Origin of the sequence: Sphingomonas yunnanensis (assembly GCF_019898765.1) — a bacterium.
GTDB classification, from domain to species: Bacteria; Pseudomonadota; Alphaproteobacteria; order Sphingomonadales; family Sphingomonadaceae; genus Sphingomonas; species Sphingomonas yunnanensis.
The window spans coordinates 1-19602 of sequence record NZ_JAIOKB010000012.1; the positions used below are offsets into that span (position 1 = coordinate 1).

Consider the following 19602-nt stretch of genomic DNA (forward strand, 5'->3'; position numbering starts at 1 on the left):
CCGGCGACCACCCGCGCCTCTCCGCCGAGGAGCGCGGCTGGATCGAGGCCGAGCCCGCGGTCGACAGCGGGCGCGCCGGTTTCCGCACGGTGCTGCGCCGCCGTGAGGCCTGGGCCTATATGGCGGGGCGGTTCCTGATCGATCCCGTATGGTGGACCTTCCTGTTCTGGCTGCCCGACTTCTTCAACAAGCAATATGGCTACGACCTGAAGAGCTTCGGGCCGCCGCTGGTGGCGATCTACGTTCTGGCCGACGTCGGCGCGATCGCGGGCGGGTGGTATTCGTCGCACCTGCTGCGCCGCGGCGTCGAGACCGGGCGCGCCCGCAAGCGCGCGATGTTCGCCTGCGCGCTGTTCGCCTTGCCGGTCATGTTCGCCGCGGACGCGAGCAGCATCTGGCTCGCGGTGCTCGCGATCGGGCTGGCCTGCGCGGCGCACCAGGGCTTCTCGACCAACTTGTTCGCGCTGCCCGGCGACCTGTTCCCGCGCTACGCCCAGGGTACGCTGATCGGGCTCGGTGGCTTCGCCGGCGCGGTCGGCGGCTTCATCGCGTCCAAGTCGCTCGGCGTGCTGCTCGACACGGTGGGCAGTTACCGGCCGTTCTTCGTCGCGTGCGGGGTGGCGTACCTGGTGGCGCTAATTGTCTTCCATCTTCTCAACCCGGGCTATCGCGAAGTGAAGCGATGACCCGACCGTTTACACCACCAACCTGGTCGACTCTTCTCTGCTGATCCGGGTACCCGCAAGATCGGAATTTCTTTGTACGAGCACGTGCGCGATCTGCTCACCCGAGCATCCTCCGAACGGTCCGCGCTGAGCGGCATGGCCGGCGTCACCAACATCGGGCGCGACCGTGACTGGTTGGGCTCGACCTTCAGCCAGGCCAGTTGGTACGCCTTCGGACGGCTCGCCTGGGACCCGACGCCCGACGCCGCCGCGCTGTCCCGCGACCGGGCGCGGCAGACGTTCGGGGCCGACCCGCGCGTGGTCGAGCCGGTGGTGGACATGATGATGGCGTCGCGCGACGCGGCGGTCGATTACACAGGCCCGCTCGGGCTCGCGCAGGTGATGGCGACGGAGCACCATTATGGTTCCGACCCTGGGTCAGCGAGCGCTCGGGGGTCAGAACGAGATTTTTCCTGTATTGTGAACCAAGCATCCGCGCGCATCTACAGAGCCTCAGCGGTGACCAACCTCACGCTGCTGCTGCGACAACGCTCTGCGGATTGCCCCATCAGCAACGGTCGCCATGAGTGCGTAGCCCGCACGCAAGGGATGGATACCGTCCTGCGTCAGCTCGTGGCGCATTAAGCCGCGCTTGTCTACCATCACGGCGTAATAGTCAGCGTAGACGTAACCGCGCCGCAAGCAGAATGCCTGCAGCCAATCATTGAGCCTTCGCAAGCGCGCCGGATCACGCTCCCGGAGCACGTTACCCGCAGCAGGCGTGTCGCCATTGACGGGTAGGAGTGAGCCGAACACTGCAGCAATGCCGTGGCGGTCCGCGAGGTCCCCAAGTGTCTCCCAATTGGCTTGGATCTGCTCATCTCTCTCCTGCTGAAGAAAGCCCTGCACATCGTTGACGCCGGCGAGCACCACCACCACCGCGGCTCGCAGAGAGACGACATCCTGGTGGAAACGTAAGACCAGCTGGCTGGTGACTTGGCTGCCGATACCCCGATTCACGTAGGGCCGTCCGGGAAAGGATCCCGCGAGATCCCACCGATCCGTGATGGAGTCGCCAAGGAAGACGACGCGACGCTCGCTTACGCGCGGCGCGTGGAGCTTACGATTGCGCTCGGCGTAGATATATCGCTCGCCGAAGTCCTGCATCAGGCTGGGCACAAGCCGGGCACGAAACGGCCCCAGCCACGGCCCCCAGTCCCGCTCCGGGACGGTGCGCCGCTCGGGGGAGCTCTGATATATAGGCTCCGCCGCTTTCGGCTCCGATCGAGCGTGAAGCACGGTGAGCACTCCAGCCACACCGAGCAGCAAACGATTGAGATGCCTCATCTTCCCCTCCCTTTCGCTGGCACGGCTTAAAGCGTGTTAGGCGCTGGTACGCCCAAAATTCATATGTGAATATTATTAATCCTTCTGTAGTGAACGTTCTCGGGCGCCGCCACAGCAACGAGACGCCCGGCGGTAACAGGTCATCGGCGCGCTGAGTGCGCCGGCGCAGGGAGGACGAGGATGATGACGGGTAACGGGTTCATCGCGCGCGGCGCGCGTGCGCGGCTGGCACTGACGGTTTCCGCGACGGCGCTGCTGCTGGCAGGAGCGTCTGCACGCGCTCAGACGCCGGAAGGATCAATTCCCGCGACCCAGCAGCCGGGCACGGGCAGCGGCGTCACTGCGCCGAGCGGCGATCAGGGCACCGCCGATCCCGGCAGCGGCAACAGCGATGCCAGTGGCGGCGACGTCGTCGTCACCGGTGTCCGCGCGAGCCTCAGCAGCGCGCAGGGGATCAAGCGCAACGCCGATCAGATCGTCGACTCGATCGTCGCAGAGGACATCGGCAAGCTGCCCGACCGCAATGTCGCCGAGGCGTTGCAGCGGATCACCGGCATCCAGATCCAGCGCAGCTACGGCGAGGGCAGCTCGATCGCGATCCGCGGGCTCAGCCAGGTGCGCACCGAGATCAACGGGCGCGACGTGTTCACCGCCAACAATGGCCGCACGCTGAGCCTGGAGGACGTACCCTCCGAGCTGCTCGCCGGCGTCGACGTCTACAAGAACCCGTCGGCCAATCTCATCGAGGGCGGCATTGGCGGCCTGGTCAACCTGCGCACGCGCAAGCCGTTCGACTTCGACGGCTTCAAGCTATCGGCCAGCGCCACTGCCAATTACTACGACCTGTACGACGGCACCAAGCCGCAGGCGAACCTGCTCGTGTCGGATCGCTGGCAGACCGGCATCGGCGAGATCGGCGTGCTACTCGACGTCGCCTATCAGGAGACCGCGTTCCGTCAGGACCAGATCTCGAGTCAGCCCTTCTACCTGCTCAACGACCAGCTGAGCACGAGCGGCGCGCCCGTCAACGCGACCGACTATGCCACCGCCCAGGGGCTCGGTCGGCTTGGCCAGCCGACGTACCTCTCGCACGGAGTTGGCATCGGTCAGTATCTCGGCGACCGCCGCCGCCTCGGCATCGACGCCGCGGTACAATGGCGCCCGACCGACACGATCGACGTGACGGCCGAATATGTCCGCTCGGACTATAAATTTCGCTACGGCGACTACAGCTTCTTCGCCTACACCGGCGACAATCCGATCACGCCCGACTTCACCCGGCCGTTTACCTACGACAGCGAGGGCAATTTCCGCAGCGGCACGTTCGTCAACGTGCCGATCAACGCCAACACCAGCCTCGAGCAGCGCCACTCGGTCACCAACGACTATTCGCTCACCGCAAAATGGCGCCCGAGCGACCGGCTGACAATCAATGGCGACTTCCAGTATATCCGCGGCGTCACCGACGGGCAGCGCTCGATCGTGATCCTCGCCTCCACCGCCGAGCGACTGACCACCTCGGTCGGCAGCGGCGTGCCGTCAATGATCATCTCGCCCGACAGCGATCCCGCCAACGGCAACGGGCTGGTCAGCGATCCGGCCAACTACGCGTCGGGCGCGGGCTATCTCGACCACATCGAGCATTCGGTCGGGACCGAATATGCCGGGCGCTTCGACGCCGAGTATAAGATCGACGGCGGTTTCCTAAAATCGCTCGCGGGCGGGCTGCGCTACACCGACCGCTCGGCGGTGACCGACAGCTCGACCTATCAATATTACGGCCTCACCCGCGCGCTCTCGCCCGACCTCTACGAGCAACGGCTGTTCCGCGGCGACCTCTACCGCGGATTCCAGAACGTGCCCAGCAGCGCGGTGTTCTTCGACCGCGATACCGTTCTCGACTACGGCGCGACGCGGCAGGCGCTGGCCCCGTTTGTCGATTCCTCGCAGCAGGCCGCGCTGCTTGCCGGCGTCGGCTACGCGCCGTCCGACCGCAACACGCAAGGCGAGAAGACCTATACCGCCTACGGCGTGGCGCGCTTCGGCAGCGGCGGCGCGGTGCCTATCGACGGCAACATCGGCGTGCGGCTGATCAAGACCAAGGTAAGCACCGCGGGCTTCGTCGGCTCGTCGCCGCGCGTGCAGACTGGCACCGACGCGGTGAGCGGCGCACCGATCTACGGCAACGGCCCGATCACCTACAATCCGGTGAACGTCGACTCGGACTACACCAAGGCGCTGCCGAGCTTGAACCTGACGTTCCACTTCACCGACAAGCTGCAGCTGCGCCTCGCCGCGTCCAAGGCGCTGACGCGGCCGGGCTTCGACCAGCTCAACCCGAACATCACAATCTTCGAGAACAATCCGACTAACGGCCAGCGCACCGCCAGCTCCGGCAACGCCGACCTCCGCCCGCTCACCGCGGACCAGTTGGATGCGAGCCTGGAATATTACTTCTCGCGCACCGGGTCGATCTACGCCGCCGGCTTCTACAAGAAGGTGGACGGCTTTATCGCCACGATCACCGCGCCCGAGACCTATTCCTTCAACGGCGTCGACTATGTCTATCAGGTCACCCGCCCGGTCAACGGCGACGACGGCAAGATCAAGGGCTTCGAGGTCGGCGGCAACACCTTCCTCGATTTTCTGCCGGGCTGGCTGTCGGGCTTCGGGGCACAAGCCAACTTCACTTACGTCGACAGCAAGGCGCCCTCGCCCGACGCGCAGGACACCAGCGGGGCGCAGCTCAACGTGCCGCTCGAGCAATTGTCCAAGTACAGCTACAATCTGATCGGCTTCTACGATCGCGGTCCGCTGTCGGCGCGGGTCGCGTACAATTGGCGCTCGAAATATGTCGTGACCACGCGCGGCAATGGATCGGGCAACCTGCCGATCTTCAACGACGCGCGCGGCCAGCTCGATGCCTCGGTGACGCTCACCGCGACACCGAATTTCGGCCTTACCATCGACGGCACCAACCTGACCAACACCGAGAACCGCACCTATTACGGCGTTGCCAGCCGTTCGCAGTCCTCCGTGCTGAACGACCGCCGCGTGAGTATCACCGCGCGGCTGACGTACTAGAAGGCTAGCCCGCTAAGATCTGCAGACACCCAACGATAGAACCTTTGTGTCCTTACGGCACTTTCATCGGCCAGAACACACGAGGGTTCTAATTTTTAACTTGATATAAAACGCCTCATAGAGGACATGCCAAATGTCTGAAGTGGACTGTCCTACTGTCGAAACGCACCCAGTATTCGCCACTCAAGCGATCTCGATCATTTTTGAGCTTATGCTCACGCCCTGAAGACCTTTGGCTGCTTGTTTCCCACCTCGCTCTCGTGGCTAGGATCAAGGGCAGCCATCCAGAGCATCTTGCCTCGCCTGCCGGACCGATCGCTCATTCATATCGAGGCTCCATTTCAGGGAGACCGGCAGGGCACCGTTGTGACCGTCTTGAAGCCCGGGCGCCCACATCATCCTGCTTGCCTGTGGGCGTGATTGGCCGAAATCGGTAATGGCCCACCATGATCGTAGACTGGCACTTCTACGCCCTCGCCCTGCCGGCCATCCTCCTCCTCGGGCTAGCGAAGGGCGGGTTCGCTGGCATGGGCGCCTTGTCGCTCCCGCTGCTCGCGCTGGCGATCGATCCGGTGCGGGCCGCGGCGATCACGCTGCCGCTCCTCATCGCGCAGGATGTCGTCGGTGTGTGGGCGTTTCGGCGCTCCGTCGACTGGCGCCTGATCGGCTGGATGCTGCCCGGCGCGATGGTCGGGATAGCGCTGGGATACGCTTTCGCCGCGAGCGTGTCGCCGAGGGCGGTGATGGCCGCGGTCGGGGCGATCTCGATCCTGTTCGGTCTGTACCGGCTCTGGATGGCGCGCCGCCCGCGTCCCCGCGAGATCGCGCGCTGGCCCGAATGGCTCGGCACCCTCTTCGGCGTGGCCTCGGGCTTCACCAGCCAGATCGCGCACGCGGGGCAGCCGCCCTTCCAGCTCTGGGTTCTGCCACGTGGTCTGCCGCGCGAGCGCCTGGTAGGTACGACCGCGATCTTCTTCGCCGCGGTGAACTGGATCAAGGTGCCGGCGTATCTGGCGCTCGGCCAGTTCACATGGGCCAACCTCCTGACGTCGCTCCTGCTTCTTCCCGTGGCGCTCGCCGCCACGGTGACCGGCGTGGCCCTGGTTCGCCGCGTCGCACCCGAGCGCTTCTACACGGCCATCTACGTGCTGATGATCGCGGTGGGAGTCATTCTGACGTGGGAAGCGCTGGCGTGACGGCGTCTCGGCCGCTTCCCCGCAGCGACGACGAGAGCATCCCGCGTGAGGCGCGGGTACCGCGCGGGTGACCGGATCGACCGACGAGACTCTGTCGGCACCGGGCGGGCGCGTACTGTTGGATCGGCGCCGTGGCTGGTGTCGCCGTCACCGCGGCAACGCGAAGGCGATCACAGAGCCGCCCGGCCGACGCCCGCGATGCTTGCCGCCGCCCGCCGCGATCGCGACATATTGCCGGCCGGCGATCGCGTAGGTGGCGGGCGTCGCGAGCCCCGCGGCGGGCAGCTCCGTCGACCACAGCAACCGGCCGCTGCGCTTGTCATAGGCGCGGAAACGCCGGTCGTAGACGGTCGCGGCGATGAACAGCACGCCGCCGCGCGTGACCACCGCGCCGCCGTAATTCTCGCTCCCCGTCTCGGTCGGGCCGAGCTCGGGATAGCGGCCCAGGGGCACGCGCCATACCCAATGGCCGGTGTTGACGTCGAGCGCGGACAGAGTGCCCCAGGGCGGTGTCAGCGCCGGATAGCCGTCGGGATCGAGCAGGCGATGGTAGCCGTCGAACACATAGGGCTCGTCGAAGACGGGCGCGGCCGGCGGGGTAGCGTCGCTCTCGTTGCCGCGCGGCGTCGCACCCTCCCGGTCACCGCGCAGGTCACGCACCAGCGCCAGCACCTGCGCCGGCGACAGCGTGCCCGCGAAGCCTGGCATACGCCCGCCGCCCTGCGCGATCTGGCGCTCGAGCTGCGCCGCGCTGAGCCGTGCGCCGACATCGCGCAACCCGGGCACCTGCGGCGGATCGCCCGCGCGATCGGCGCCGTGGCAGGCCGCGCAATGGTTGGCGTACAGCGCCGCGCCCGAGCCGCCGGCGGCGAGCGCCGGACGCGGCTTCAGCCGCAGCGTCCAGGCCATTTCGTTGGCGTTGACGTAGAGCAGGCCGCTCTCGGGATCATAGGCCGCCCCGCCCCACTCCGCGCCGCCGTCCATGCCGGGCAGCAGCACCGTGCCCTGACGGCTCGGCGGATCGAACGGGCCGCGGTTGCGGAGTTCGGCGAGCTGCGCCGTCACCGCGGCATAGGCCGCCGGCGTCCGCCGGGTGACGATGTCGGGCGTGAGCCGCTGGCGCGCGAAGGGCGCGATCGCGGTGGGCATCGGCTGGGTTGGCCATGCCTGCTCGCCGGGCATGTCGCTGGCGGGCACCGGCCGCTCCTCGATCGGGTAGAGCGGGCGACCGTCGCGCCGGTCGAAGACATAGACCAGCCCCGACTTGGTGGTCTGCGCGATCGCGGGCACGCCGCGCACCGTCACCAGCGTCGGCTGCGCCGGAAAGTCGCGGTCCCACAGGTCGTGATGGACGCTCTGGAAGTGCCAGCGCCGCCGGCCGGTGCGCGCGTCCAACGCGACCAGGCTGTTGGCGTAGAGATTGGCGCCCGCGCGCGTCGGTCCGTAGAAGTCACGATCGCCCATCCCGCTCGACGCTACGGGCAGGAACACCAGGCCGCGCGCGACGTCGACGGTGAGCCCGGCCCAGACGTTGGCACCGATCTCGGTCTTCCAGGCGTCGCGCGGCCAGGTCTCGGCGCCGGGCTCGCCGCCGTGCGGGATGGTGTGGAAGGTCCAGCGGATCGCGCCGGTGCGCACGTCGAAGGCGCGGACGTCGCCCGGCGTATGGCCGGTCGAGCCCATGATGATCAGGTCCTCGAACACCGCCCCCGGCGTGACGTTGTTGACGGTCAGCTGCGCGAGCGGCCGGCCGAAGCCCGCGCGCAGGTCGACGCGGCCGCCGCGGCCGAACCGCGCGTCGGGGAGGCCGGTCAGCGCGTCGACCGAGATCAGCTCCTGCCCGAACGTGAACAGGATGCGACGCTCTTCGCCGTCGCGCCAATAGGAGACGCCGCGCAGTCGCTGGCGGGTCGCGACCGGTGCGGACGCCGGGTCATAAGCCCAGATCTCACGGCCGGTCGCGGCGTCGAGCGCCACTAGCCGGCCCTTGGGCGTGACGATGTACAGGCGTCCGTCGACGACGAGCGGGTTGGCCTGCATGTCCGATTGCGATCCGCCCTCGCCGAACGCGTCGCCGCTGTCATATTCCCACGCCTTCACCAGCCCCGCGACGTTGCGCACCGTGATCTGGTCCAGCGTGGAATAATGCGTCGCGGCGGGATCGCCGTGGTAATAAGGCCAGTCCGCTCCCGTGCCCGCCGGCGGCACGACCGCGTCGGGCGGGGGCGTCGCCGCGCTCCCCAGCAGCAGCGCGCCCGCGAGCATGACCGCCGCTCTCACCCGCTCGCCCGCGCGCATCGCCTGCTCTCCCACCTTTTCGGCGTCGACCAGCCGCGGACACAGCCTAGGCGGACCCGCGGGGCGATGCCAATCATCCACGTGCGGGTAGGTGCCGAGACGGCGATTTCGTCGATTAGGCCGCTTGGCATTGTCTTCCTCGCCAGTCGCCCGAGCCTGTCTCACCATCGCGTGGCTTGTGGCCAGGGATCGTCGATGCCGCGCCGCCAACCGCGTCCGACGATCGCCCAATGTTTGCCGTTGTCGACACATTCGGCTATGAGCATGCAATGTCCGCCGAGGCTCCTCCCACCGACGTCCGTGCGCCTGCCCGCAAGGGCGACCGACATCAGGAGGCGGTCACGCTGCTGCGCCGGATGATCCTCTCCGGCGAGCTCGCTCCGGGCGAACCGCTGCGCGAGGTCGCGCTCAGCGAGCAGTTCGGCACGTCGCGCACGCCGGTCCGCGAGGCCTTGCGGACGCTGGCGGCGGAAGGGTTGGTGACGCTGCTGCCCAATCGGACGGTGCAGGTCAGCCAGCTCGACGAACAGGCCGCCTCCGACGTGTTCAGCGTTCTCGGCGCGCTCGAGTCGCTCGCGGCGCGGCTCGCGTGCGAGCGGATGCAGCCCGAGGACATGGAAGTGCTGACCGAGCTGCACGGCGATCTGGCGCATTATTTCGAGGTGCGCGACCGGCCGCGCTATCTCGAGGCCAACCGGCTGATCCACGAGCATATCGTCGAGTCCTCCGGCAATTCCTCTTTGGTGTTGGCGTGGCGGCTGCTGCTGCCGCGGGCCGAGCGCGCGCGCCACGTCAGCACGCTCGATCATGCGCGCTGGGCCGAGGCGTTCCAGGAGCATGTCGAGATCGAGCGGGCCTTTCGCGCGCGCGACGCCGGCGCCATCGCGCGACTGATGGAGGCGCATTTCGACAATGGCGCCGCCAGCATCCAGGAGGCGCGCAAGCGCGCCCGGCGCGAGCAGCGGTCGCGCGCGTACAAGAGCGCGCCCGGCGCCGAGTGACGGCGCGGCGGCGGGGGCTCAGCCGGCGTCGCGATAGAGCAGCCGCGACGCGTCGATCCGTAGGAACAGCAGCCCGCCCAGCGCCGACAGCGCGGCGAGCACGTACATCGCCGCATTCCACCCGCTCCAGTGGAGGATATAGCCGGTGATCACCGCCGCGAGCGCGCCGCCGATGTTGCCGAACGTGTTCATCACCGCGGACACCGACCCGGCATAGACCCCGCCGACGTCGAGCGTCAGCGCCCAGGAGACGCCCACCGTCAGCTCCAGCCCGAACACCGCGAGCGCGAACCAGGCCACGCTCACCAGCGGCGAGGGGCTCAATACTCCCGCGGGGATCGCCACCGCGGCGAGCGCGAAGCCCACTACCGCCACCGCGCGCCGCGCCCAGGTGACGCGGCCGGTGCGCCGCAGCAGATGGTCGGACACCCAGCCTCCCGCCACGTCGCCGATCACGCCCGCCATCAGCGGCAGGCTGGCGAACAGCCCCATCCGCGCCAGCTCGAAATCGCGCACCTCGCCGAGATACTTCGGGAACCACGTCAGGAAGATGTTGATCGAATAGGCGTAGCAGAAATACATCGTCGAGATCAGCCAGAGCTGCGGCTGTGCCAGGATGCGCCGCCACGGCACCCGCACCGTCGCCCCGGCCGCGGTCTGCGGCGCCAACGCCGCCGCGATCATCTCGCGCTCGGCCGCGTTGGTGCCGGCGTGATCCTGCGGCCGGTCGCGGTAATAGCCGAACCACACCGCGGCCCAGACCAGCCCCAGCCCGGCGAAGATCAGGAACGGCGCGCGCCAGCCGAAGTGGATCATCAGCCACACCACCAGCAGCGGCGTCAGCGCCGCGCCGAGCCGCGCGCCCGCGTGCGTCACGCCCTGCGCGAAGCCGCGCTCCGACGGCAGCATCCAGCGGCTGAGCGAGCGGGTCGCATTGGGAAAGGCGCCCGCCTCGCCGCAGCCGAACAGGAAGCGACACGCGATCAGCGAGCCCATGCTCCACGTCGCGGTCGTCAGCGCGGTGAAGCTCGACCACCATACCACCACCGCGGTGAGCACGCGGCGCGGGCCGAAGCGATCGCCGAGCCAGCCGCCGGGGATCTGGAACAGCGCGTAGCCGATCTGGAACACGCCCAGCACCCAGCCCCAGGCGCGGTCGCCGATGCCATATTCCTGCTGGATCATCGGCCCGGTCACCGAGATGACCACGCGGTCCATATAGGTGATCATATAGGCCAGCACGGTGAGCCACAGCACGACGTGGCGCACCCGCGTCGGACGCATCGCCGCGGTGGAACTCGCCGGCGCCGACGCCGCGGCGAGCGGCACCCCGCTCATCGGACCGACGGCACCTTGTTTCCGCCGACATAGACCGCGGCGATGCGGCGGCTGTTGCGGACGTCGCGCGTCGGATCGGCGTCGAGCACGACGAAATCGGCGAGGCGGCCGGGGGCGATCACGCCGCGGTCGCCCGTGCCGAGCCACTCCGCCGAGCGGCCGGTCGCGGCGTGGATCGCCTGCGCCGGGGTGAAGCCCGCCTTTACCAGCTGCTCCAGCTCCCAATGTTCCGAATAGCCCGGCAGCCGCCCCGGCGGCCCCGCGTCGGTGCCGAAGCCGTAGCGCACGCCCGCGCGCGCCAGCGCCATCTCATTGTCGCGCGCCTGCTCGTCGATCCGGGGCAGCGCGGGATAGATGCGGCTCGATGCGATCGACTTCTCGCGCTCGGGGCTCTCCAGCCCGGCGATCGTGGCAGGATCGGCGGCCTGACGGAAGAACGGGTCGCGCGTGCGCGGATTGTCCGCGGCAAAGGCATAGACCGCGGCCTCGCGGCTCAACGTCCCGGCACCCTGCCACACGCCGCGCGCCTTCATCGCGCCGATCAGCTTGGCGTCGACGGGCTTGTCGCGCACGCTGTGCATGAAGCCGTCGATCCCCTGCGCCACCAGCATCTTGGCGTCGGCGAGGTAGAAGACGTGGGCGAGCACGCGCTTGCCGCGGCGGTGGCCGGCGTCGATGATCGCCTTGCTGATCGCATAGGGCATCTTCGGCATGGCGCCGAGTTCGTCGTCCATCCACAGCTTGATGTAGTCGACGCCCTTGCGCGCCTGCGCGTCGACCTCGGCGGCGGCCTCCTCCGGCGTGGCGACGGGATGGTTGATCCCCGGCACGCCGCCATAGCCGCCCTTGAACACCAGCCCCTGCCCCGCGGTCAGCAGCCGCGCCATCGTCTGCGGACCGTCGCGGCCGGCGTCGCGGATGGCGAGCACGCTGTCCTTGTCGGTACCCATCGACTGCACCGTCGTCACGCCGAAGGCGGCATAGGTGCGCAGGTCGCGCCGCACCGACTCGGGCGTGAAATAGTCGGCCTTCTGGACGAGGTCGCGCACCGTGCCGATGTGGATGTGGAGATCGATGATCCCCGGCATCAGATACTTGCCGCCGAGGTCGACGGTGCGCACGCCGCGGCGCTTCGGCGCCTTGCCCTGCGCGCCGACCCAGCGGATCCGCGCGCCGTCGACCAGCATCGCCTGCCCCGCGCGCGGCGCCGCGGCGGTGCCGTCGATCAGCGTGAAGCCGCGGTAGAGCACCGGCTCGGCCCGCGCCGCGCCCGTCAGCAGCAGCGCCGCGAGCGGCGCCCATCGCGCCGCACCCGTGATCGTCCGTCGCATCGTCATCCTCCCAGGCTGTTCCAGCATCAAGCGGCGAGTCGCTCAGCGCGGCGGCGCGACCAGCACGTCGCGCCCCACCGCCGTCGCGTCGCGCTGCCCCGCCAGCGCCATCGCGACCGCCAGCTCGTGGCGCAGCAGCGCGAGCATCCGCGTCACCCCCGCCCCGCCCTGCGCGCCGAGCGCATAGGCCCAGGCGCGGCCGAGCAGCACGCCGCGCGCGCCGAGCGCCAGCGCGCGCAGGATATCGGTGCCCGAGCGGATGCCGCCGTCCATCAGCACCTCGGCGCGGCCGTCGACCGCCGCCATCACGCGCGGCAGCGCCGCAATCGCGGAGGGCGCGCCGTCGAGCTGGCGACCGCCATGGTTGGAAACGATGATCGACTCCGCCCCGGCGGCGACCGCGTCGCGCGCGTCTTCGGCGTCGAGCACGCCCTTGATGACGAGCCGCCCGCGCCAATGCCGGCGCAGCCAGTCGAGGTCGGCCCAGGTGACCGAAGCGTCGAAGTTGCGGCTGACCCAGGCGGTGAACTCGGCCAGCCCCGCGCCGCCCGGCATCTTGGCGGCGTAATTGCCGAGCGTATGCGGCCGGCCGCGCACGCCGACGTCCCACGCCCACGCCGGATGGCGCGCGATCTCCACCGCGCGCCGCAGCCGCGCCGCCGCGCCCTGGTCGCCGGTCAGGCCGGTGCGCACGTCGCGACGGCGCGGGCTGTGCACGATCAGGTCGACCGTCAGCACCAGCGTCTCGACCCCCAGCGCGGCGGTGCGCGCCAGCAGCTCCTCCATGAAGCCGCGGTCCTTGATGATGTAGAGCTGGAGCATCAGCGGCGCCGCCGCGGCCACCTCCTCGATCCCGCAGCAGGACGAGGAGGAGAGGATGAACGGCACGCCCGCCGCCGCCGCCGCGCGCGCCGCCTGGACCTCGCCGCGGCGCGCGTACAGCCCGGCGAGCCCGATCGGCGCGAGCGCCACCGGGAAGTCCGCCGCCTGCCCCATCAGCGTCGTGCCCAGGCTGAGCCCGTCGACGTCGCACATCACGCGCTGGCGCAGCTTGAGCGCGGCGAGATCGGCGGTGTTGGCGCGCAGCGTCTCCTCGGCATAGGAGCCGCCGTCGATATATTCGAACAGGAAGTCGGGCAGGCGCCGCCGCGCCATCGCGCGGAAATCGTCGATCGAGGCGGCGATCATCGCAGGGTCACGCGCCGCGCCACTGCGGCGTGTCCTTGGCGAGGAAAGCGCGCACACCCTCGGCGAAATCGACGCTGCCGTAGACGCGCGCGATCAGGTCGCTGATGTCGGGCTGCGCGGCGACGGCGGCGCGGCGGATCGCCTCCTTGCTCACCGCCATCGTCAGCGGCGCATGCGCGAGCAGCCGCTCGACCAGCGCGGCAACGGTGGCGTCGATCTCACCCGGCGCGACCACCGCGTTGACCAGCCCGAGCGCGTGCAGCTCCGCCGCATCGACGATCTCGGCACCGAGCAGCAGCCGCTTCGCCATCGCCACCCCGGCATGCTGGACCAGCCGGCCGTAGCCGCGCGCGGACAGGCAGTTGCCGATCGTCCGCGCGAGCGGCGAACCGAAGCGCGCGCCCGCGGCGGCGACGCGAAAGTCGCTCGCGAAGGCCAGCGCCAGCCCGCCGCCGACCGCCCAGCCGTCGACGATCGCGATCACCGGCTGCGGCAGCGCCTCGACCGCGCCGACATAGCCGTCCATCTCCGCCTCATAGGCGACACCCTGTTCGCCCCCGGTGAAATCGCGGAAGCCGGCGATGTCGGTGCCCGAGACGAACGCCTTGCCGCCCGCGCCGCGCAGCGTGACCACGCGCACCTCGCGGTCGGCGGCGATCGCGGCGCAGGCGTCGCCGAGGCCGCGCCACATGTCCCAGGTCAGCGCGTTATAGGCGGCGGGGCGGTCGAAGGTGATGCGTGCGACCGCGCCCTGCTTCTCGTAGCGGGTGACGCCCGCGCTCACGCCGTCGCGCCCTGCGCCAGCCGGCCCGCTGCGCGCAGCTCGCCGCGGATCTCGTCGCCGTGCTGGTCCAGCAGCGGCGGGGGATAGCGGACCTGCTGCGGCGTCGCCGACAGCTTCACCGGGAAGCCGAGCGCCTTGATGCTGCCCTCCACCGGATGCGGAATGTCCTGCACCATCGCGCGCGCCTGCGCGTGCTCGCTGGTGGTCGACTGCGCGTAATCGAGGATCGGCCCGGCCGGCACGCCCGCGGCGAGCAGCGCGTCGACCCAGTCGGCGACGGTGCGCGCGCGGAAGCTGGGACGCAGCAGCTCGATCAGCTCGCGCGCCTTGCCGACGCGCGCGCTATTGTCGAGGAAGCGCGGGTCGTCCGCCAGCTCGGCGCGATCGATCACGCCGAGCAGCGCGAGCCAGAGCTTCTGGTTGGCGGCGGCGAAGACGAACCAGCCGTCCGCCGCCTCCACTGCCTGATAGGGCGCGGACATGCGGTTGGCGCTGCCGAGCGGGCGCGGGCTCTTGCCGGTGCCCCACAGCTCCGCGGTCTCCCACACCGACAGGCCGAGCGCGGCCTCGAACAGCGAGGCGGTGACGAGCTGCCCCTCGCCGGTGCGCTCGCGCACGAACAGCGCGGACAGGATGCCATAAGCCGCGAACAGCGCCGAGCCGAGATCGCCCACCGGCGTGGTGTTCTTGACCGGCTCGGCGTCGGGAAGGCCCACGGCGCTGATCAGCCCCGACATCGCCTGCGCGATCAGGTCGTAGCCGGGCCGCGTCGCCCAGGGTCCGCTCGCGCCGAAGCCCGAAATGCTCGCGTAGATCAGCCGCGGGTTGCGCGCGCGCAGCGTCTCATAGCCCATGCCCAGCCGCGCCGCGACGCCGGGACGCCCGTTCTCGACCAGCACGTCGGCGGTGTCGACCAGCGCGTAGAAGGTGTCGCGGTCGGCCGCGTCCTTGAGGTCGAGCACGATGCTGCGCTTGTTGCGGTTGAGCGCCAGGAAGCCGGGGCTGTCCTCGCCCTTGAGCCGGAATCCCATCGAGCGGCGCGAGCTGTCGCCGACGTGCGGCGGCTCCACCTTGATGACGTCGGCGCCCATGTCGCCCAGCAGCATGCAGCAGAACGGCCCCGCCATCACCTGCGACACGTCGAGCACCCGGATCCCCGCCAGTGGCTGATCGCCCGTCATCATCCCCGCCCCGCTCCCCGGCGCCAGTGTGTACTCATCTTATGCACCTTGCATACAATGTCCGCGAACGGCGGCAAGGGTCGGTGGGCGCTCACGCCCCCGGCTTGTCCTGCGTGATCGCGATCGCGCCGAGCGCCCCCGCATCGCTCGGCAGCTCCGCCGCGCCGGCGGGGAAGCCGTTCTTCGACAGGATCATCGCCTCGACGTCGGCCACCTTGGCGGCGCCGAGCGAGTTGGGATTGTCGAACGGCATGGTCGTCTTGATGCGGGTGAACAGCGCCGCCGCGGTCTGGCCGTTCCAATTGGCGAGGAAGCCGCTGCCCGCCAGCGCCGGCGCCTGGTCGTTGCCGCCGAGCGCGTCGCCGTGGCAGCTCGCGCAGCTGGCGGCATAGACCGCGGCGCCGCGCTGCACCTGCGCCGCGCTGTAGACGCCGCCCCAGACGCTTCGGGGCGCGGCCTGCGACAGCGCGACGGCCGGCAGCGCGACCAGCGCGACAGCGAGCAACGGGCGGAGCGACGGATGGGTCATGCGCACCTCTGGGGACGGGCCGCTCATGCGGCGGGGAGACGGAAGGCGACCAGCTCGCTGCTGTACGCGCCGCCGCCGATCGCGATGACGAGGTACTGGCGCTGGTCGAGCATGTAGGTCATCGGCGCGCCGGTCTGACCCGCGGGCATGTAGACCGCGCCCTTCTGCTCGCCGCTGGCCTTGTCATAGGCGCACAGCATCGCGCCGCGGCGCCCGTCGGGCAGCGTGAAGACGCCGGGCTCGCCGCAGATCACCAGCGTCTTCGTCACCAGCGGCCCGACATTGCCCGCGCGCCCTGTCTTCGGGATCGTCAAGCCCTTGAGCTTGGGATGATTGCGCACCGTGTCGGGGGTCTCGCCGTGCGCCACCTGCCAGAGATGCGCACCGCGCTTGAGGTCGATCGCGGTGAGGCGACCATAGGGCGGCTTGAGCAGCGGCAGCCCCTCCACCGTCAGCGTGCCATAGGTGTGGTCGCCGCGGCGCGGCGCGTCGGGCATGCCGCGCACGTTGATGACCGCGAAGTCGGAGCGCTTCGGGTCGTCGTTGGGCAGCTCGCTCATCACGTCGGCCACGGTCTTAGAATAGACGTAGACCACGCCCGTCTCGGGATCGGCGCCGCCGCCGGGCCAGTTGGTGCCGCCGGTCAGGTTGGGCGCGGTGAGCGTGCCCCAGGTGCCCTCGCGGTCGAACATCGAGGCCGGGGTGAAGAGCGGGCCGCGGCGATAGTTCTTCGCCAGCGCCAGCGCCTTGGCGCGCAGCTCCGGAGTAAAGTCGATCAGGTCGTCGTCGCCGACGCCCTGGACGTCGTACGCGGCCGGGCGCGACGGGATCGGCTGGGTCGGCGCGTACCACTCGCCGGGGACGTCGCCCTTGGCGACCTTGCGCTCGGGGATCGGCCAGATCGGCTTCCCCGTGGCGCGGTCGAGCACGTAGAGGAAGCCCTGCTTGGTGGGCTGCGCCAGCAGCTGCCGCACGCGCCCGCCGACCGGCACGTCGAGCAGCATCGCGGCGCAGGGAATGTCATAGTCCCACAGCCCGTGGTGGACGAGCTGATAGTGCCACTTGCGCTCGCCGCTATCGAGATCGACCGCGACGATGCTCTCGCCGAACAGCCCCGGCCCGCGGCGATACTGGCCGCCGACGTCGCCGGTCGGCAGCTCGATGCCGAGATAGGCGAGGTTGAGCGCGGGATCGGCCGAGATCTGGCACCACATGCCGGCGTTGCCGATCGTCGCGGTGCCGTCGAGCCAGGTGTCATAGCCGAACTCGCCGGGACGCGGGATGGTGTGGAAGATCCACTTCCGTCGCCCGGTGCGCGCGTCGTAGCCGCGCACATAGCCGCGGACGTTGGCGCGCGTCCTGGGCACGTTGCCCGCGGTATGCGCGGCGCCGACCACGACCGTGTCCTTGGCGACGAGCGGGGTCGAGTTGAGCCCGACGTCGCCCTCGATCAGGTCGATCTCCTGGTCGAACCCGGTCTTGAGATCGACCACGCCGTCGCTGCCGAAGTCGGGGACGCGCTGGCCGGTGCGCGGGTCGAGCGCGATCAGCCGATAGCCGATCGTCACGTAGAGCAGCCGCTCCTCCTTGCCGTCGGTCCAGTAGGACACGCCGCGCCCGGAGAGCTGGCGCGGCGCCTTGCGCGCGCGCTCGCCCTCGTCCTCGCGGTGGATCCAAAGCAGCTCGCCGGTCGCGGCATCGAGCGCGACCACGTCGCGGCGCGACCCCGCGGTGGAGTAGATCACGCCGTTGACCACCAGCGGCGTCGCCTCGAGCTGATAGTCTGGGCGTGCGCCGAGCGAGTCGGTGCGGAAGCGCCACGCCACCTCAAGGCTGTCGAAGTTCGCCGCGTTGATCTGGTCGAGCGCGGCGTAGCGCGTGCTCGCCAGATCGTTGGCATAGTGCCGCCAGTCGGTGTCGCCGGGAACGCGCCGCCGCGCGCTGACCTGCGCCGCCGCGAACGGCGCGCGCAGCGCCAGCAGCGTGAGCGGCGGCAGCGCCAGCAGCGCGCGTCGGGTGAAGCGCATCGCGCGATCCCCTGCCGGCCGCCTCAGTGCGCCGGCTCGAAATTGTGGAGGATGACGGGGCGCGGGTTGATCGGGATGCGCGTCGACATCGGCGCGCTGGGATCGTTGCCGGCGCGGTGCCAGCGCCCGCGCACCGCGGTCACGACGTCGCCCGGCTCGGAAGTGAAATAGGGAAAGCCCTCGATCTTATAGCCGATCTTGCCTTCCATGATGAACCAGAACTCGGTCCATTCGGTGTGGAAATGGCCCTTGTTGGTGTCGGGCGGCACCGCGTCCGCGGCCTTGCCGCGCAGGATGTTCGAGGTCCAGTGATCGTCCCACACGAACTTGCCGTTGTACGGCTTGTCGCCGACCGCGATCGTTTTGAAGAAATCGACGTAGATCGGGTTGGTATCGCGATCCTTCGCCGGGCCGGGGTTGCCCGTTACCTTGACATAGGTGCGGCCCTTGACCGGATCGGGGGTCTCGCTGGCGGGGTAGAGCGGCGCGGTGCCGGCCTGGCGCACCTCGAACCAGACGGCCGGCTGCTGCCCGATATTCTCCACCGAATAGACGTGGCGGAACGGCACGCTGACCATGAAGCCCTTGGTCGCGGTGAAGGGCTCGGTGCCGTCGATCGTCACGCGCAGGCTGCCGTCCCACACGATGAACATGATGCGGTCGTCGGCGAAGAAGCGCGGCTTGGTCTTCTTGCCCGCACCGAGCGAGACATAATCGGCGTCCTGCTCGGGATTGCGCACTACGGGATGGACCCAGTCGCTCTGGCCGCGATGCGTCGCACGGATGTCGGCGAGCTTCCAATGGACCTTGTTGGGGGCGGCGTAGGCGGTCGGCTGCGTGGGCTTGGGCGCCCAATACTCGCCCGGCATCTTGGGCTGGGTTACCGGCATCGGATCCTCGCGGCCGGAGAATTGGGCGGAGGCGGCGACGCCGCCGGCGAGCGCCACGACCGCGCCGCCCAGGTACAGCAACCCTTTCATCCCACTCTCCTTTTTGCGACGCTGCCCGTAGGCGCGCCGTTTGTATGGACAGGCGCAATCTTGTATGCGATCTGAAACCACGTCAAGCACACTGACGATGATCATCGTCAGGGCGAGGCAGGGCGGCGGGGAGGATCGGAATGCGCTGGACGCTGGCGGGGCTGTTACTGACCGCGATCCTCGCCGCCCCGCTGCCGGCCGCCGACTATCAGGCCGATCTCGGCCCGATGCCGCTCGACGACGAAACCAAGGCGGTGATCGCCGGCCGCGGCGAGGCGGAGGCACGGCTCGACGGCGCGCGGCTGACGGTCAGCGGGCGCTTCCGCGGACTGCCCTCGCGCGCCACCGCGGCGCACCTGCTGATCGGGCCCGCGATCGGCGTGCCGGGCAGGAAGGCGCTGGCGCTCACCGTGAGCGGCGACACCGACGGGACGATCGCGGGCCGCTACCGGCTGAGCAAGGCGCAGGCCGCGGCGCTGCGCACCGGGCGGCTGTACGTCCAGGTCGACAGCGAGAAGGCGCCGCCGGGCTATAGCTGGGGGCCGAAGGGGACCTTGTGGGGCTGGCTGCTCCCCGCGCATGCGCGCGCCACCCCCGGCGAGCCGCAACGCGGCGCCTGGTTCCTGCCCCAGCTCGACACGCCGCGGCGCTGA

The 19602-nt window shown here is 69.6% G+C and carries 15 protein-coding genes and 1 pseudogene; 6 read left to right on the forward strand and 10 right to left on the reverse strand.

Features of this window, described 5'->3' with window-relative positions; genetic code table 11:
• Together K7957_RS19745 and K7957_RS19750 are read left to right on the forward strand one after the other, a co-directional pair.
• On the forward strand, positions 1–686 hold a 686-nt coding region (locus K7957_RS19745; protein ID WP_223014575.1), incomplete at its 5' end, for an MFS transporter.
• 135 nt (positions 687–821) lie between these two features.
• Positions 822–1052 (forward strand): annotated as a pseudogene (locus K7957_RS19750) (alpha-glucuronidase); the annotation flags it as partial.
• A 126-nt stretch (positions 1053–1178) separates the two neighbouring features.
• Here K7957_RS19750 and K7957_RS19755 read toward each other — a convergent pair.
• A complete protein-coding gene (locus tag K7957_RS19755; protein ID WP_223014577.1) occupies positions 1179–2012 on the reverse strand; it encodes a GDSL-type esterase/lipase family protein in 834 nt (277 codons plus the stop codon).
• 183 nt (positions 2013–2195) lie between these two features.
• Here K7957_RS19755 and K7957_RS19760 point away from each other — a divergent pair, with 183 nt between their 5' ends.
• On the forward strand, positions 2196–5096 hold the full coding sequence (locus K7957_RS19760; RefSeq protein WP_223014579.1) for a TonB-dependent receptor: 2901 nt from the start codon (positions 2196–2198) through the stop codon (positions 5094–5096).
• 446 nt (positions 5097–5542) lie between these two features.
• The gene (locus K7957_RS19765) at positions 5543–6292 is read left to right on the forward strand and encodes a sulfite exporter TauE/SafE family protein (protein ID WP_223014581.1); all 750 of its coding nucleotides are present in this window, start codon (positions 5543–5545) and stop codon (positions 6290–6292) included.
• Between the two features lie 147 nt (positions 6293–6439).
• Here K7957_RS19765 and K7957_RS19770 read toward each other — a convergent pair whose 3' ends face one another.
• The gene (locus tag K7957_RS19770; protein ID WP_223014583.1) at positions 6440–8590 is read right to left on the reverse strand and encodes an outer membrane protein assembly factor BamB family protein; all 2151 of its coding nucleotides are present in this window, start codon (positions 8588–8590) and stop codon (positions 6440–6442) included.
• 269 nt (positions 8591–8859) lie between these two features.
• On the opposite strand from K7957_RS19770, the gene K7957_RS19775 reads away from it, so the two are divergent.
• Positions 8860–9591 carry a GntR family transcriptional regulator gene (locus K7957_RS19775; RefSeq protein ID WP_223014585.1) on the forward strand — a complete coding sequence of 244 codons (732 nt, stop codon included), beginning with the start codon at positions 8860–8862 and terminating at the stop codon, positions 9589–9591.
• 18 nt (positions 9592–9609) lie between these two features.
• On the opposite strand, the gene K7957_RS19780 is transcribed toward K7957_RS19775, so the two are convergent.
• The 8 genes from K7957_RS19780 to K7957_RS19815 all read right to left on the reverse strand — a co-directional run bounded on the left by K7957_RS19780 (position 9610) and on the right by K7957_RS19815 (position 18949).
• The gene (locus tag K7957_RS19780; protein WP_223014587.1) at positions 9610–10929 is read right to left on the reverse strand and encodes an MFS transporter; all 1320 of its coding nucleotides are present in this window, start codon (positions 10927–10929) and stop codon (positions 9610–9612) included.
• On the reverse strand, positions 10926–12260 hold the full coding sequence (locus K7957_RS19785) for an amidohydrolase family protein (protein ID WP_223014590.1): 1335 nt from the start codon (positions 12258–12260) through the stop codon (positions 10926–10928). The genes K7957_RS19780 and K7957_RS19785 overlap by 4 nt, the downstream gene beginning before the upstream one ends.
• A 42-nt stretch (positions 12261–12302) precedes the next feature.
• Positions 12303–13448, reverse strand: coding sequence for an L-lactate dehydrogenase (locus tag K7957_RS19790; RefSeq protein ID WP_223014592.1), 1146 nt, complete (start codon positions 13446–13448; stop codon positions 12303–12305).
• A 7-nt stretch (positions 13449–13455) separates the two neighbouring features.
• On the reverse strand, positions 13456–14232 hold the full coding sequence (locus tag K7957_RS19795; RefSeq protein WP_223014593.1) for an enoyl-CoA hydratase: 777 nt from the start codon (positions 14230–14232) through the stop codon (positions 13456–13458).
• Positions 14229–15413, reverse strand: coding sequence for a CaiB/BaiF CoA transferase family protein (locus K7957_RS19800; RefSeq protein ID WP_223014595.1), 1185 nt, complete (start codon positions 15411–15413; stop codon positions 14229–14231). The genes K7957_RS19795 and K7957_RS19800 overlap by 4 nt, the downstream gene beginning before the upstream one ends.
• A 91-nt stretch (positions 15414–15504) precedes the next feature.
• A complete protein-coding gene (locus K7957_RS19805) occupies positions 15505–15942 on the reverse strand; it encodes a c-type cytochrome (RefSeq protein ID WP_223014598.1) in 438 nt (145 codons plus the stop codon).
• Positions 15943–15965: 23 nt separating this feature from the next.
• Entirely contained in the window at positions 15966–17969 is a 2004-nt protein-coding gene (locus K7957_RS19810) for an outer membrane protein assembly factor BamB family protein (RefSeq protein ID WP_223014600.1), read from the reverse strand.
• 23 nt (positions 17970–17992) lie between these two features.
• Positions 17993–18949, reverse strand: coding sequence for a cupin domain-containing protein (locus K7957_RS19815; RefSeq protein ID WP_223014602.1), 957 nt, complete (start codon positions 18947–18949; stop codon positions 17993–17995).
• A 140-nt stretch (positions 18950–19089) separates the two neighbouring features.
• Here K7957_RS19815 and K7957_RS19820 point away from each other — a divergent pair, with 140 nt between their 5' ends.
• Complete coding sequence (locus K7957_RS19820) at positions 19090–19602, forward strand: CHRD domain-containing protein (RefSeq protein WP_223014604.1); 513 nt, start codon at positions 19090–19092, stop codon at positions 19600–19602.